This window comes from Paenarthrobacter sp. TAF1, assembly GCF_052113825.1.
Lineage (GTDB): Bacteria > Actinomycetota > Actinomycetes > Actinomycetales > Micrococcaceae > Arthrobacter > Arthrobacter nicotinovorans.
Window position 1 is genome coordinate 295,241 of sequence record NZ_JBFRDO010000005.1, and the last position, 14,792, is coordinate 310,032.

14 protein-coding genes are annotated in these 14,792 nt (G+C 64.6%); all 14 read right to left on the minus strand.

Annotated elements, in window-relative coordinates:
* Positions 1-1,404: a S8 family serine peptidase gene (locus AB4Y81_RS09515; protein WP_064721923.1), complete on the minus strand. Its 1,404-nt coding sequence runs from the start codon at positions 1,402-1,404 to the stop codon at positions 1-3.
* Positions 1,401-2,357, minus strand: coding sequence for a Ppx/GppA phosphatase family protein (locus AB4Y81_RS09520; RefSeq protein WP_018777273.1), 957 nt, complete (start codon positions 2,355-2,357; stop codon positions 1,401-1,403). The genes AB4Y81_RS09515 and AB4Y81_RS09520 overlap by 4 nt, the downstream gene beginning before the upstream one ends.
* Positions 2,354-3,034 (minus strand): DUF501 domain-containing protein, encoded by a 681-nt coding sequence (locus AB4Y81_RS09525; RefSeq protein WP_189075908.1) that lies wholly within the window; start codon positions 3,032-3,034, stop codon positions 2,354-2,356. The genes AB4Y81_RS09520 and AB4Y81_RS09525 overlap by 4 nt, the downstream gene beginning before the upstream one ends.
* A gap of 68 nt (positions 3,035-3,102) precedes the next feature.
* Positions 3,103-3,861, minus strand: coding sequence for an FtsB family cell division protein (locus AB4Y81_RS09530; RefSeq protein WP_018777271.1), 759 nt, complete (start codon positions 3,859-3,861; stop codon positions 3,103-3,105).
* 146 nt (positions 3,862-4,007) lie between these two features.
* Complete coding sequence (eno, locus tag AB4Y81_RS09535; protein WP_189075909.1) at positions 4,008-5,288, minus strand: phosphopyruvate hydratase; 1,281 nt, start codon at positions 5,286-5,288, stop codon at positions 4,008-4,010.
* A 116-nt stretch (positions 5,289-5,404) separates the two neighbouring features.
* Positions 5,405-6,091, minus strand: coding sequence for a MazG nucleotide pyrophosphohydrolase domain-containing protein (locus tag AB4Y81_RS09540; RefSeq protein WP_189075910.1), 687 nt, complete (start codon positions 6,089-6,091; stop codon positions 5,405-5,407).
* The gene (locus AB4Y81_RS09545) at positions 6,069-7,211 is read right to left on the minus strand and encodes an adenosine deaminase (RefSeq protein ID WP_018777268.1); all 1,143 of its coding nucleotides are present in this window, start codon (positions 7,209-7,211) and stop codon (positions 6,069-6,071) included. The genes AB4Y81_RS09540 and AB4Y81_RS09545 overlap by 23 nt, the downstream gene beginning before the upstream one ends.
* 28 nt (positions 7,212-7,239) lie before the next feature.
* Entirely contained in the window at positions 7,240-7,923 is a 684-nt protein-coding gene (locus AB4Y81_RS09550; RefSeq protein WP_055975192.1) for a DedA family protein, read from the minus strand.
* 192 nt (positions 7,924-8,115) lie between these two features.
* Positions 8,116-8,766 (minus strand): DedA family protein, encoded by a 651-nt coding sequence (locus tag AB4Y81_RS09555; protein WP_441995721.1) that lies wholly within the window; start codon positions 8,764-8,766, stop codon positions 8,116-8,118.
* Positions 8,767-8,851: 85 nt separating this feature from the next.
* Positions 8,852-10,162: a thymidine phosphorylase gene (locus AB4Y81_RS09560; protein WP_018777265.1), complete on the minus strand. Its 1,311-nt coding sequence runs from the start codon at positions 10,160-10,162 to the stop codon at positions 8,852-8,854.
* Positions 10,159-10,563, minus strand: coding sequence for a cytidine deaminase (locus tag AB4Y81_RS09565; protein WP_018777264.1), 405 nt, complete (start codon positions 10,561-10,563; stop codon positions 10,159-10,161). The genes AB4Y81_RS09560 and AB4Y81_RS09565 overlap by 4 nt, the downstream gene beginning before the upstream one ends.
* 2 nt (positions 10,564-10,565) lie before the next feature.
* Positions 10,566-11,855, minus strand: a complete 1,290-nt coding sequence (locus AB4Y81_RS09570; protein WP_018777263.1) for an ABC transporter permease — start codon at positions 11,853-11,855, stop codon at positions 10,566-10,568.
* Entirely contained in the window at positions 11,852-13,201 is a 1,350-nt protein-coding gene (locus AB4Y81_RS09575; RefSeq protein ID WP_189075911.1) for an ABC transporter permease, read from the minus strand. Before AB4Y81_RS09575 ends, AB4Y81_RS09570 begins: the two co-directional genes overlap by 4 nt.
* A complete protein-coding gene (locus AB4Y81_RS09580; RefSeq protein ID WP_441995722.1) occupies positions 13,191-14,711 on the minus strand; it encodes an ABC transporter ATP-binding protein in 1,521 nt (506 codons plus the stop codon). Before AB4Y81_RS09580 ends, AB4Y81_RS09575 begins: the two co-directional genes overlap by 11 nt.
* Positions 14,712-14,792 lie beyond the last annotated feature (81 nt).

A 14,792-nucleotide genomic window follows, 5' to 3' on the forward strand; every position in this document is an offset into this window, starting at 1 on the left:
CTAGGTTTTGCCGGGCGGATCCACCGTCTCCAAGGTGCCCGTTTCAACCTCTTCAGGCACGGCGGGTGGATTCTTCGACACCCGCCGCAACTGGATGGCGGCGCCGGCCACCAAGGCGATGAAAAGCGCGCCAAAGCCCAGTACGACGGCGGCGGGCAAGGCATCGTCGACGGTCGCCGGAGACTTGGCGACAGGAACGGTGGGGTCGGCCAGGGTGGGCACAGCACTGGTCGGGCTGGCTACTGGTGCTTGTGAAGGCTCACTGAGCACCCCGCGGCGATGCACCCGGATCCAGTCCGCGATGGATCCCAGCGGATTGCTGCTGGTGGTGGGAACATCGGCCTTGAGCGCAGCCTCGGCGTCGAGGACGCCATAGCCGTACAGCGGATCCTTCCCAGGCGCTCCGGCATCCTTGGCCGTACTGACAATCCGGTTGATGACCTGGCTGGCACTCATCTCCGGCCATTTGGAGCGGATGAGGGCCGCCACGCCGGAAACGATGGGAGCGGCGCCCGAGGTTCCGGCCCATTCGGCGTAGCCGCCGCCGGGAATGCCTCCCACAAGGTTCTCCGCCGGTGCGGCCACCCCGATGCTGATGCCCTGTGACGACGAGTCCACGCTGGCGCGGCCTTCGCCGTCGAGCCCGGCAACGGTAAGGACGCCCGGGATGGTGGCCGGGGCCCCTACCTGGACGTTTCCGCCCACGCGGTTCCCTGCGGCAGCGACAATGACGACATCCTTCTGCTCCGCATAGAGGAAAGCCGCGTCCCAGCTCTGCGGCCAGTCCGGTGACGTACTGCCGAGGGAAATGTTGATGACCTTCGCGCCGTTGTCCACGGCCCAGCGAACGGCGTCGGGAATTTGCTCCTGATCGGTCTTCCCGCCGGGGTTGGGCGAACCAAGCCAGGTGGACACCGACAGGATCTGGGCTTCCGGTGCCACGCCGGTGATCCCGTCCGGTCCCCCGGCAGGAGGAGTCGTGGGGACAGGCGGGGACGAGGGTGTCGCGGAGGCCGAAGCCGACGCCGACGGTGGCGGCGTGGGCGTCGCATGCCCTCGCCCTGCCAGCATGGTAGCCACCAGCGTTCCGTGCTCGGTCTTGGCACCGATGCTCTTTTGCCCGTCGGGGGTACCGGCTCCGGAGACATCCGTACCGCCCACCACGGCACCCTTGAGGTCGGGGTGGTTTCCATCGACGCCGCTGTCGATGATCGCCACTTTGACCCCTGCCCCCTTGGAGACCTGCCAGGCGTTGGCAACCCCGGAATCCTTGATCCAGAACTCCTTGTCACGCCAGGCGTCCGCCACCGCGGCCGGAGCCGTCACGACGGCACCCAGCAGCGCACCGCCGGCCAGCACGGAGGCAAGGGCGGCGGAGAGGGTACGGCGGCGCAGCACCGTCATTCAGCGTCCCGGATGCTCAGGGCAATGCCGTCCAGGATGTCGTGCTCGCTCGAAACGGCTCCACGGATCCTCCCGTTGCCGGCCTCAGCCAGCCGGGCCAGGATCCGGCGCCACACCAAGGCTCCGGCCCCGATGACATCCACGCGTCCGGGATGCATGTAGGGAAGCGCTGCGCGTTCGGCCCGGGTCATTTCCAGCAGGCTGGTGCAGGCGTCGCTGATGGTCACAAGGTCCAGGGATGCGCCGTGGATCCGCTCGGGCTGGTATTCGCTCAGGCCCAACGCGTGCGCGGTGATGGTGGTGATGGAGCCCGCCACTCCAACCACGGCTGTGGCGCGGTCAAACGGGACCGTCCGGGCCGCGAGGTCGATCGCGGCATCGACGTCGGCCTCTGCGGCAGCGATTTGAGCGGCAGTGGGCGGATCGTTGCGAAGGTGGCGTTCGGTGAGCCGCACGCAGCCGATGTCCACGGATCGGGCGGCGATCACGCCGCCAGAGTCGCCCAGGACAAACTCCGTGCTCCCGCCGCCGAGGTCCACCACCAGGATGGCGTCCTCCCCCGTGACGGGCAGGACGCTGCTTGCGCCGGCGAAGGACAAGGCAGCTTCCTCGTCACCGGAGATGACCTCGGGCTCAACTCCCAGCAAGTCCCGGATCCCGTCCACGAAAACCTGCCTGTTACGGGCATCGCGGGTAGCCGAAGTTGCTGCGAAACGGACCCGCCGGGCGCCATGGTCCTCGATCAGGCGCGCGTAATCGCGGGCGGCTGCGAAGGTACGCTCAAGGGCCTCCGGAGCAAGCTCGCCGGTGGCATCCACGCCCTGGCCCAGCCGCACCACGCGCATCTCACGCACGACGTCGGTCAGCGGCCCCGGTGCGCCGCTCGCCGAAGCGTCGGCGATGAGGAGCCGGATGGAGTTGGTTCCGCAGTCGATGGCGGCCACACGGCTCATGCGTTTCCCTCTTCTGCAGGGGTTGCGGACTGGGCCTTGCGCACCGGCGCCGGGCGTCCCACGATCTCCGGAAGACCCTGGGGTCCGTGTCGGCTCAAGTCCCGGGAGGGCGCCTCCCCCGCGGTGTCCCATGCTCCGTCGCAGTAACAACGGTCCTTGGTCCACCACTCGGAGATGGCTTCGATGGCCTCGTCGCCGAGCGGGTTGACGCCCGGACCAGCGGCCAGGGAGTGGCCCACCAGGACGTGCAGGCATTTCACGCGGGTCGGCATGCCCCCGGCGGAGATTCCGTCGATCTCGGGGACGGCACCGGTGCCGGAGCGGCCGGCGATGTCGTTTCGAGCCTGCAGATACGCCTCATGGGCGCCCCGGTAGGCGTCAGCAAGGTCCTGCTCACCGGTCAGGCGCTGGTTCATTTCGTTCATGAGCCCACCTGCTTCAAGCCGCGAAACAGCGGAGGTGATGACCGGGTGGGTCAGGTAGAACGTGGTGGGAAACGGGGTCCCGTTGCTGAGCCGCGGCGCGGTCGCCGCCACCAGCGGGTTGCCGCACACACAGCGTGCCGGGATCTCCACGACGTCCCGGACCGGCCTGCCGAGCTGGCGGCTGAGGACCTCGAGGTCGTGTGCTGATGGCTGGCGGGATTCCTGCGGCACGGCTGCCGTGTTCTCTTCCACTTGCGCTGCCAACCTTCCTGCCCTTGTTGCCGTGTCCCATGCGGACACGACGGCGGTGGGCGCCGCGTCTAGTCTGTTGCCGATCGTCTGATGGACTCCCAGAGAGCATCCACCCAGGGCAGATTCTCCGGGTTTGCAGTTGATCCGGAGCCGGTGCGGCCACCCGGCGTGCCGGCGGCATCTTCCCCGCCAAACACCCAGTAACCTGTTTCACCCGGCATAACCATGTTAATGCGGTCGCGGGCCTGCTGTTTCACATAGTTGGGATCCTGCCACCGTGAGATCTGCTTGTTCAGCTCAGTTTGCTCCGCCTTGCGGCTGGCAATTTCGGCCTCCAGGGCTGAGATTTCAGCACGCTTCTCCAGGAAGATCTTCACGGTGGGCGCCAACAGGATGGTGATGGCAATCATCACCACGGCCAGCGCCAGCATCCTGCCTGAGAAGGCTTTTGCGGGCACGGGATCGAGATTGTCGGAGTCCTTGTCCGTCTTGCCTGCGGTGTCGCCCGCCTTTGCTGACGCACCTTTGCCGCCGGAGCCCGTCTTGCTGCCGCCTGCTTTGCCGGAACCTGTTCCGGCCTTGCCGGTGCCTGGCGCGGGGGTGCCGGGCGCTGTGGTGCGTGGCGCCGTCGGTTTGTCAGAGGTGCGCGGCTTATCAGCAGCGCGTGAGGCACCCAGGGAAATGACGTCGGCGTCCTCGGAGGCCTGCGGGGTGGCATGGCCGCCAGCGGACGTCCCGGGAGGGCGTGTTGCGCCTGCGGGGCGGGCTGTGCCTGAAGGACGGCCAAGGGCGTCGGCCCTGGGTACTTTTGGACGACGGGTGGCCATGACACTCCTGTAATGCCCGGTGCTTGCCTGGCGGGGTTGCTGCACTTGCTTGTCGAAACTTGCTTGTCGAATCTGGCCAGCTTTAAACAGAACCGGTGGCCATGGTCTTTCCACCATAGCCACCGGTCAACTGATTTCGCTGAAGGCTAGCCCTTGAAACGCGGGAAAGCGCTGCGGCCGGCGTAGCGTGCGGCGTCGTCGAGTTCTTCTTCGATGCGCAGCAGCTGGTTGTACTTTGCGACACGCTCGGAGCGGGCCGGGGCACCGGTCTTGATCTGGCCGGCGTTGGTGGCAACGGCGATATCGGCGATCGTGGTGTCCTCGGTTTCGCCGGAGCGGTGCGAGGTGATGGTGGTGTAGCCGGAGCGCTGGGCCAGGGAAACGGCGTCCAGCGTCTCGGTCAGGGAACCGATCTGGTTGACCTTGACCAGCAAGGAGTTGGCCGTGGCGGCGTCGATGCCCTGCTGCAGGCGGACCGGGTTGGTGACGAAGAGGTCGTCGCCCACCAGCTGGACCTTGTCACCGATGGTGTCGGTAAGGGTCTTCCAGCCTTCCCAGTCGTTCTCGTCCAGCGGGTCCTCGATGGAGACCAGCGGGTAGTCGGCAACGAGTTCGGCGTAGTAGGCGCTCATCTCGGTGGCGGAGAGTGCTTTGCCTTCGAACTGGTAGGCGCCGTTCTTGAAGAACTCGGAGGAGGCAACGTCCAGAGCCAGTGCGATGTCCGTACCCGGGGTGTAGCCGGCGTTCTTGATGGCTTCCTGGATCAGGTCCAGTGCGGCGCGGTTGGACGGCAGGTTGGGGGCGAAGCCGCCTTCGTCGCCGAGGCCGGTGGAGAGGCCCTTTTCCTGGAGGACAGCCTTGAGGTTGTGGTAGACCTCAACGCCCCAGCGGAGGCCTTCGGAGAAGGTTTCGGCGCCGATCGGGGCGATCATGAATTCCTGGATGTCGACGTCCGAGTCGGCGTGCGAGCCACCGTTGAGGATGTTCATCAGGGGAACCGGAAGCACGTGGGCGTTCGGGCCGCCGAGGTACTTGTACAGCGGCAGGTCAGCCGAAGCTGCTGCAGCGTTGGCCACGGCCAGGGAAACACCAAGGATGGCGTTGGCGCCCAGCTTGCCCTTGTTGGGCGTGCCGTCGAGGTCGATCATGGCCTGGTCGATGCTGCGCTGGTCAGTGGCGTCGAAGCCAATGAGTGCCGGGGAGATCTCGTCGATGACGGCGTCTACGGCCTTCTGGACACCCTTGCCGAGGTAACGGCCTTTGTCTCCGTCGCGGAGTTCGACAGCTTCGTGCTCGCCGGTGGAAGCACCGGAGGGAACTGCTGCGCGGCCGATCTGGCCGTCAGAGAGCAGGACCTCAACTTCTACGGTCGGGTTTCCGCGGGAATCAAGGATCTCGCGTGCGTGGATGGCATCGATAAGCGCCATGGATGTGCTCCTTATGGGCAAATTACAGGAATGAGGAGGGAAATTCTCAACGTCCTCGTCGCTACTAGCGTAGTCCAGAGTGGCTCAGGTTACGGAACGACTTCCAACCTTTCACGTCATGAAGGCCGGGCCTGGCTGTTCTGAAACGATCGAACTGCGGCGCGGAGGGCGCGTTCGGCGTCGAGTCCCTGCTCCCTGGCCCCGGCGACGACCGCCAGCAGCAACTCGCCGAGCGCCTCTTCCGTGGCAGGGATGACGGGAACGGCGACGCCGGCCGGCGCGCCTTGCGCGTCGACGTCCAAGCCTGCACGGACCGCCCGGTCCAGGGACTTCTGCGCCGCCGCCAACGCCGGAAGGTGGGGCGGAATGCCCTCGAAGGGGTCCTCCCGCTCCGGTTTCTCCGCACGCTTGGCCGCGTCCCACTTGAGGATGATTTCCTCGACACTGGCCGGAGAGCTTTCCTGGAGGGAACCGTCGGGCTTGAAGACGTGCCGGTTCCGCCGGATCATCTTGGCATTGATGTCCGCGGCCACGGCCTCGAAGTCGAAGCTGCCGCGCTCCTCGGCGAGCCKGGCGTGAAGTACTACCTGAAGCAGTACATCGCCCAGCTCGCCGCGAAGCTCATCGTCAACAGCACCCGCCTCGATCGAGTCCACCACTTCATAGGCTTCCTCGATCAGGTACTCCACCAGCGACTCATGAGTCAGGGCACCCATCCAGGGGCAATGCTCACGTAATGCGGCGATCGTCCCGATGAGCTCTGTGAGCCCGTAGCAATTGTCAGCCGAGGTTGGCGTAGGCATCGTTGATGTACTCGACCAGCGCCTCGCGCTCATCCAGCGGCAGGAAGGCCGCTTCGGCTGCGTTGAGTGTCAGTTCCAGCAGGTCATCGAGGTCATAGTCGAACGTCTCCACCAGGAGCTCGAACTCATCCGTCAGGGTGACGCCGCTCATGAGGCGGTTATCGGTGTTGATGGTCACGTTGAAGCCGAGCTGGAAGAGCATGTCCACCGGGTGGCTTTCAATGCCCTCGCCAAAACCGGAAATGGCGCCGGTCTGGAGGTTGGACGACGGGCAGATCTCCAGGGCGATGCCGCGGTCGCGGACCCAGGCAGCCACGCTGCCGATGGTCACCATGCCCACGGTGTCTTCGCCGTCGTCGTCCGAGTTGTCCTCGAACTCAACCGAGATGTCCTCGGCGATCCGCACGCCATGGCCAAGGCGCAGTGCCCGGCCGTCCACGAGTGCGGACTGGATGCTTTCGAGTCCGGCTGCCTCTCCTGCGTGGACTGTGGCGGGGAAGTTGTTCTCCGCCAGGTAGGTGAACGCATCCTTGAAGCGCGAGGGCAGGAAGCCGTCCTCGGCCCCGGCGATATCGAAGCCGACGGCTCCATTGGCCCGGTGACGGACGGCGAGCTCAGCGATTTCCTGGCCACGGTCGGCGTGGCGCATGGCGGTGATTAGTTGCCCGACCTGGATCTGCTGGCCACGCTCTTCTGCTGCATCCACGCCCGCTTCGAGGCCGGTCTGGACGGCTTCCACCACTTCGTCCAGGGTCAGGCCCTTCTGGAGGTGCTGTTCCGGGGCCCAACGGACTTCGCCGTACACCACGCCGTCTTCAGCCAGGTCCTCAACGAATTCCTTGGCGACCCGGAACAGGCCTTCCTTGGTCTGCATAACCGCGATGGTGTGGTCGAACGTTTCGAGGTAACGGACCAGCGAGCCGGAGTCGGCGGACTCGCGGAACCATTCACCGAGGGCGACAGCATCGGTGGATGGCAGCGTGTGGCCTACGGCTTCGGCCAGTTCGATGATGGTGGCGGGGCGCAGGCCTCCATCCAGGTGGTCGTGAAGGGAAACTTTGGGGAGGCTCTTCAGATCGAAGTCGAGGGCAGGGGCGGCGTCAAGTATGGGCTCAGTCACGTACTAAGACTAGGGCGACGGCGGGACCTTAGCCAGCAGGCTTTGAACGGTCGACGCCGACAACCGCCTTTTGGGACTTTTCCACCTCAGGTGCCTCGGCACTCGCGGCGGCGTCCTTGGAGTGATCCTTCTTCTCGAGGTACTTGTGCCACCAGCGGAGCGCGTGATCGACGACGATACCCAGGACTACGGCAAAGGCAACCGCAATGCCAACGCCCAGGAGTGGGTTGTTGTGGACCCACTGCCCGGCGAGCAGACCGATCCCGATGGAATAGGCCACCCACGTGATGCAGGCGAAGGCGTCCAGTAGGAAGAAGGTCCGGTGCCGGAATCCGGTCTGCCCGGCGACGTAGTTGACAGCTACGCGGCCCCACGGGATGTAGCGGGCCGTGAAGATGAGCACCGCGCCGCGCTTGTCCAGTTCGTACTGGGCCCACGCGAACATCTTCTGCACCTTGGGGCGGCGCATCCATTTCCACCGTGTGAGCCCGATCTTGCGGCCGAGCATGTAGGCCATGTTGTCGCCCGCCATGGCTCCCACCAGGGCGGTTGCCCCCAGTATCCATAGGTTGGGCTCTCCGCTGTGAAGGGACAGCGCCGAGAGGCCAACGATGGCTGTTTCGCTGGGAAGGATGGTGGCAAATCCGTCGATGAAGAAAAAGACCAGAAGGACCGGATATATCCAGGGCTGCCCGGCTGCATGCTCGAGCATTTGGTTCAAAAACTCCACGCGGCGGTAGCTCCTAGATGAATATGACTTGACAGTGTGACCGAAGTCGCTCTTAGTGTCCCATGGCCGGGACGTCGTTCGCTACGCCCCAGCCCCGGGATCACACGCTTAACGCTATCGGTCACGCTTCGTGGAGGCGTCAACCGGCGGACTGATCTTGGGAGGCCGTGAGTGTCATACCGTGGGTGGAGGCGGGACGTCCTGCCCGGGAATGTTCTTGCCGTCCAGGGGCACGGATCCGCGCACCCGGCTGATGATGCGGTCAATGATGATGCCGAGGATCACTGCCACCACAATCGCTATAACGGCACCCAGCAGATGGTTGTGCTCGAACCAGACGCCGAAGAAGTATCCGAGCACCACTGAGTAGCTGGCCCAGAGAACTGCCGAGGCTGCGGTCAGGAGAACGAAGCGGCGGTGATTGAAATGCGTGGCTCCGGCGGTGAGGTTGACCGCCACCCTGCCGATGGGAATGAACCTGGCGACCATGATGAGCGAAGCAGCACGCCTGCGCAGTTCCTTGCCGGCCCAGCGGAAGGCGCCCTGCATCCGTTGCCTCCGCATCCAGCGCCAGCGCTGCGTGCCGATCCGCTGGCCGATGATGTAGGCAATGTTGTCGCCGGCGAAAGCCCCCAGTGCCGCCATCAAGCCCAGCAGCCAGATATTCGGCGAACCGCTGCTGCCCGAGACCGCGCTCAGGCCCACCACCACGGACTCACTGGGGATCGGTGGGAAAAAGCCGTCAATGRGGCAACAGGCGAGCACCAGGAACAACACCCACGGCTGTTCCGCCGCGGCGAGGATGAAGTCGTTGATGCCCTGCACGGTTTCCTTCGAGTAGCGGCTCCCCCACAGGCGCCGGACGACGATTATTCCGGGCCATCCGCAGGACGGCCCGGAATAATCCAGCCTAGGCGATGCGGCTGATAATTAGCTGACGGGCGGGACGTGAACCCTCAGGGGCAATGACCACCGCGTCCTGCAGGGCTTCCTTGGCACGATCAAACTTCTCCGGAGTGTCCGTCAGGAGCGTCATGAGCGGCTCGCCGGCGCGGACCAAAGCGCCGGGCTTGGCGTGCATGCGCACGCCCGCCCCGGCCTGGACCTGGTCCTCTTTACGTGCCCTGCCGGCGCCCAAGCGCCAGGCTGCGACGCCCACGGAAAGAGCGTCCAGTTCCACCAGGACCCCATCTGCCGGGGCGTAGACAACCTCGGATTCCTTGGCTACCGGCAGTGCGGCCCGGGGATCGCCGCCCTGGGCTTCGATCATCCGGTTCCAGACATCCATGGCCCTGCCGTCCTTCAGCGCCGCTGCCGGATCAGCATCGTGGATACCGGCACCGGCCAGCATTTCCTCAGCCAGGCGGACCGTCAGTTCGACGACGTCTTCCGGACCGCCGCCGGCCAGGACCTCCACGGATTCCTCTACCTCGATGGCGTTTCCGGCCGTCAATCCGAGCGGGGTGGACATGTCCGTTATCAGCGCCACGGTGTGCACGCCGGCGTCCTTGCCCAGGGCCACCATGGTTTCGGCAAGCTCCCGGGCCCGGGCTTCATCCTTCATGAAAGCACCCGAACCAACCTTGACGTCCAACACCAGCGATCCCGTGCCCTCCGCGATCTTCTTGCTCATGATCGAGGAAGCAATCAGCGGAATCGCCTCCACCGTTCCGGTGACGTCGCGGAGTGCGTACAGCTTCTTGTCCGCAGGCGCCAGCCCCGAACCTGCCGCGCAAATGACCGCTCCCACGTCCTGGAGCTGGGACATGATCTCGTCATTGCTGAGGTTGGCCCGCCATCCGGGAATGGCCTCAAGCTTGTCCAGGGTCCCGCCGGTGTGGCCAAGTCCGCGGCCCGACAACTGCGGTACCGCGACGCCGAAGACGGCCACGAGAGGTGCCAGCGGCAGCGTGATCTTGTCCCCGACCCCGCCGGTGGAGTGCTTGTCGCTCGTAGCTTTCATGCCGCCGTCGGGCCTTGTGAGGGACGAAAAGTCCATCCGCTCGCCCGAGGCGATCATGGCGGAAGTCCACCGCGATATTTCGGCGCGGTCCATGCCGTTGAGGAGGATGGCCATGTTGAGCGCTGCCATCTGTTCCTCGGCGATCACGCCACGGGTGTACGCGTCGATGGTCCAATCGATCTGCTCAGGCGTGAGCGTGCCCTTGTCCCGCTTGATGGTGATGATCTGAACGGCGTCGAACGCTTCGGTACTGGTCACGTGGTTTCCTCCAGGTGTTCCGGACCAAAGGCGTCGGGCAGTACCTGGTCCATGGTTTTGATGCCTTGGGTGGTCATGAGCTGCATGCCGGGGGCCCTGAATTCATAGAGCAACTGGCGGCAGCGGCCACACGGCATGAGGATGTTGCCTTGCCCGTCCACGCAATAGAACGCGGCAAGCCTTCCGCCACCGGTCATGTGGAGTTGGCCCACCAGCGCGCACTCGGCACAGAGGGTCAGCCCGTAGCTGGCGTTCTCGACGTTGCAGCCGCTGACGATCCTGCCGTCGTCGGTGAGGGCAGCAGCCCCCACCGGGAACTTCGAGTACGGAGCGTAGGCGTTTTCCATGGCCTGTTTCGCGGCTGCTTCCAGGGCGGGCCAGTCGACGTCGTTTTCCGGCATCGTCAACCCTTCACGTACGGTATGCCGCTTGCGGCCGGTGGCCGCGACTTACCCACCAAACCGGCGACGGCGAAGATGGTCACCAGGTACGGCAGCATGGCCATGAACTGGCTGGGCACCGGGGTACCGATGATGCCCAGGATCGACTGCAGGTTGTACGCGAAACCAAAGAGCAGCGACGCCAGGAACGCGCCGATCGGATTCCAACGGCCAAAGATCAGGGCAGCGAGGGCAATGAAGCCGCGGCCACCAGAGATGTCCTTGGTGAAGGAATCGATGGTCACCAGGGTGAACACAGCCCCGCCGATACCGGCGATCGCACCGCCCAGGGTGACATTCCAGAATCGGGTGGCGTTGACGTTGATGCCCAGGGTATCGGCCGCTTGGGGGTGCTCACCGACAGCGCGGACGCGCAAGCCCCAGCGGGTCTTGAACAAGCCGAACCACACCACGGCCACTGCGATGTACATGAGGTAGCCCGCGATGGACTGCTCGAACAGGATGGGCCCGATGATGGGGATATCCGAGAGCAGCGGGATCGGCAGGATGTCCAGGCGGCCCGGGGTGTTGAACTGCTCCTTGTTGGGAACCATGAGGGTGCCGTACAGGAAGCCCGTGAGGCCCGAGACCAGGACGTTGAGCACCACGCCGACGATGATCTGGTTGACGAGGTACTTGATGCTGAAGACCGCGAGGACCATGGACACCACCGCGCCGGCGGCAGCAGCCGCAATCAGGCCGATGTACGGGCTGCCGGTCATGGTGGCTACGAGCGCCGCCGTGAAAGCGCCGCCCAGAAGCTGGCCTTCGATGGCGATGTTGACGACGCCGACGCGCTCACACAAAACACCGGACAGCGAGCCGAAAACCAACGGAACGGCGAGGGTCACCGACCCGGCGACCAGGCCCGCCAATGAGATGGATGGCTGGCGGGCCCCGGCCACGATCCACACCAGGAGGGCGAAGACAAAGACCACGGCAAAGGCAATGGGGAGCCACTTCGGCGATTTTTCCCCCTGCGTCCAGAGGTAGATCGAGTAGGCAGCCATGGCCAGCAGCAGGATGCCGAAGACAATGCCGCCCACCTGTCCCGGAATCATGAGGGCAGGAACGGCAACGGCGTCACCGGCGTCGCTGATTTTCATCTCCGCGGTCTTGTCCGAGCCCAGGAAGCCGAAGAACACCAGCGCGATGAGGGCGAGGACGCCCAGCGAAACCGGAACCTTCAGTGAGGGCCGGAACCCCGGCAGGGCCGTGGACCCGGGCGTTGGAGCGGTGGTTGTCGCGCTCATTTGGCACCTCCGGTGGCATTGGCAAGGGCAGCTTCAGGAGCCGCCTTCGGTGTCTTGTTCTTCTTCTTTTTCTTGCCCTCGAGCCGGAAGATCGACCTGATCAGGGGCGGTGCGGCGATGAACAGGACGATCAGGGATTGGACCACGAGCACGATGTCGATGGGGGTTCCCGTCTGGATCTGCATCTGCACGGCACCGGCACGGAAAGCCCCGAACAACAGTCCGGCGAAGAAAGTGCCCCACGGTGTACTGCGGCCCAGCAGGGCAACAGTGATGGAGTCGAATCCGATCTGTGCAGCCACGCCGCCGGTGAGGACTTTCTCCGTGCCCGCAACCTGTGCGACACCGCCAAACGCCGCCAGGGCACCGGCCAAAGCCATCACCATGATGGTGGCGCGTGGCACCTTCACCCCGGCCGTACGCGCGGCCACGGGGTTGGCGCCGACGGCACGGAATTCGAAACCGATGGTGGAGCGGTTCAGCAGCCACCACACGCCATAGGTCAGCGCGATGGCCACCAGGAAGCCCAGGTGGAGCCGGGATCCCGGGATCAGCACCGGATAGGTGGCCGATTCATCCAGACGCGGCGAAATGGGGCTGTTGTCCCCAGGGCGCCGGAAGGCGGCGGTGTTCAGGAGGAAGTCCAGCAGGAACAGCGCCACGTAGTTCAGCATGATGGTCACGATGACCTCGTGCGCGCCGGTCCTGGCCTTAAGGATCCCAACGATTGCGCCCCATGCGGCGCCACCGAGGACACCCATGATGATCACCAGGAGGAGGTGCAGGCCAAACGGCAGGTGCCAGGTGAAACCAACATAGGCGGCCAGGGTGGCACTGATGATGATCTGCCCCTGCGCCCCGATGTTGAACAGGCCTGCGCGGAACGCCAGGGCCACGCCCAGGCCCGCGCAAATGAGCGGCGTCGCCACTGTCATGGTTTCAAGCAGCGGAGCGAACCCCTGGCGGCTGTTGAACACCGCACCTTGGAAGAGGGCCACGTAGCTGTCCGTCATGGCAGACCACAGCGCACTCAGGAAGTCGCTGGGGCGGGCGAACAGGTACCCTGCGGTCTTGGCTACCTGGGTGTCCGTACTGGCAATCAGCAGTCCACCGAGGAAAAGGGCCACGATCACGGCCAGGACCGAAACGAAGCCATTGCCCATCACGATCCGACGCATGACGTTGCCCTGTTGGTGCCCCGGTTCGCCGCTCTGGGAGGAGACAGGAACGATGGACGGCTCCAACGCGCCGCCGGCAGTATCCAAGGCAACGTCAGCTGCCCGGACTTCCGCTGTGGATTCTTCAGGTCTCTGGTCCTTGGCGGACCCGTCGCTGCTACTGGTCATCGGAGCCTCCTTCGGGGCCGACGCCGGCCATCATCAAGCCGAGCGTGTCGCGTGGTGTTCCCGCCGGGACGATGCCCACGAGTTTGCCCTTATAGAGCACGGCTATCCTGTCTGCGAGCTCAATGACTTCATCAAGCTCTGTGGAAACGATCATGACCGGCGTTCCGACATCCCGCTCGGCGACGATGCGCTTATGCAGGAACTCGATGGAACCGACGTCCACACCGCGTGTGGGTTGGCTTGCAATGAACAACCGCAGCGGACGCGAAAGTTCCCTGGCCATGACCACTTTTTGCTGGTTACCGCCGGACAGGGTCCCCGCAGCCGACCCCGCGGAGGGGGTACGGATATCGAATTCCGCGATCTTGGCCTTGGCATGCTCTGCAACCTTGGCAGGCTTCATGCTGATGCCGCTGGCAAACGGTGCTTGGTCGTAGAGGTCAAGCACCAGGTTTTCGGCCACGGAGAACGGGCCCACCAGGCCGTCCACGGTGCGGTCTTCGGGAACGAAGCCGACGCCGGAACGCAGGACTTCCTTGACGGGCAGTCCGAGAAGCTGCTTCCCGTCCAGGACCACCGAACCTGTGACATGTTCCTGGATGCCGAGGATGGCTTCCGTCAGTTCCGTTTGGCCGTTGCCCTGGACACCGGCGACGGCGAGGATCTCACCTTGGGCGATATCGAAGCTGATGCCGTCCACGACGTTGGTGCCGTTTGCGGCGCGGACAGTGAGGTTTTCGACGACGAACGTGGTTTCCTTCGGCTGCGCGGCAGCCTTGTTCAGGCTCAGGCTGACCGGCCGGCCCACCATCATGGAAGCAAGCTCCGTGGCCGATGCCGTAGGAGGGGCGTCGCCTACCACTTTGCCGCGGCGGACCACGGTAATGACGTCGGAAACAGCCTTCACTTCCCGCAGCTTGTGCGAAATGAAGACGATGGACGTGCCGCCGGCTTTGAGCTGGCGCATGATGTCCAGGAGCTCATCGGTTTCCTGCGGGGTCAGCACGGCTGTGGGCTCGTCCAAGATGAGGACCTTGGCTTCCCGTACCAGCGCCTTGATGATCTCCACGCGCTGCTGGACGCCCACGGGGAGGTCCTCCACCAGGGCATCGGGATCGACGTCGAAGCCGTACCTGTCGGAGATTTCCCGGATCTTCTTCCGGGTTTCATCGATGCTGAGGACACCGCCGAACGACGTCGGTTCAGCACCGAGCGCAACGTTCTCGGCGACCGTGAAGACCGGGACCAGCATGAAGTGCTGGTGCACCATGCCGATGCCCGCCGCCATGGCATCGCCGGGGCCGCGGAAGTTGACGGGTTGGTCATCTACCAGGATCTGGCCGGCGGTGGGCTCGTAGAGCCCGTACAGCACGTTCATGAGGGTTGATTTGCCGGCACCGTTTTCGCCTAGAAGGCAGTGGATCTGGCCGGATTCGACCACGAGGTCGATGTCTTGGTTGGCGTAGAAGGTCCCGAAGGCTTTCGAGATCCCCTTCAATTCGAGTTTCACAACTCCCACCGTTCTGTGAGTCCGAGGGACAGCTGAACAGCTCCAAAGCAACGAGCTTTGGGTTCAGCCTAGTCAGGGCAA

Bases quoted from the DNA above. Each gene is read 5' to 3' on its own strand.
- AB4Y81_RS09515 (WP_064721923.1), bottom strand. From the start codon at position 1,404: ATGACGGTGCTGCGCCGCCGTACCCTCTCCGCCGCCCTTGCCTCCGTG.
- AB4Y81_RS09520 (WP_018777273.1), bottom strand. From the start codon at position 2,357: ATGAGCCGTGTGGCCGCCATCGACTGCGGAACCAACTCCATCCGGCTC.
- AB4Y81_RS09530 (WP_018777271.1), bottom strand. From the start codon at position 3,861: ATGGCCACCCGTCGTCCAAAAGTACCCAGGGCCGACGCCCTTGGCCGT.
- eno (WP_189075909.1), bottom strand. From the start codon at position 5,288: ATGGCGCTTATCGATGCCATCCACGCACGCGAGATCCTTGATTCCCGC.
- AB4Y81_RS09550 (WP_055975192.1), bottom strand. From the start codon at position 7,923: ATGCTCGAGCATGCAGCCGGGCAGCCCTGGATATATCCGGTCCTTCTG.
- AB4Y81_RS09565 (WP_018777264.1), bottom strand. From the start codon at position 10,563: ATGCCGGAAAACGACGTCGACTGGCCCGCCCTGGAAGCAGCCGCGAAA.
- AB4Y81_RS09570 (WP_018777263.1), bottom strand. From the start codon at position 11,855: ATGAGCGCGACAACCACCGCTCCAACGCCCGGGTCCACGGCCCTGCCG.
- AB4Y81_RS09575 (WP_189075911.1), bottom strand. From the start codon at position 13,201: ATGACCAGTAGCAGCGACGGGTCCGCCAAGGACCAGAGACCTGAAGAA.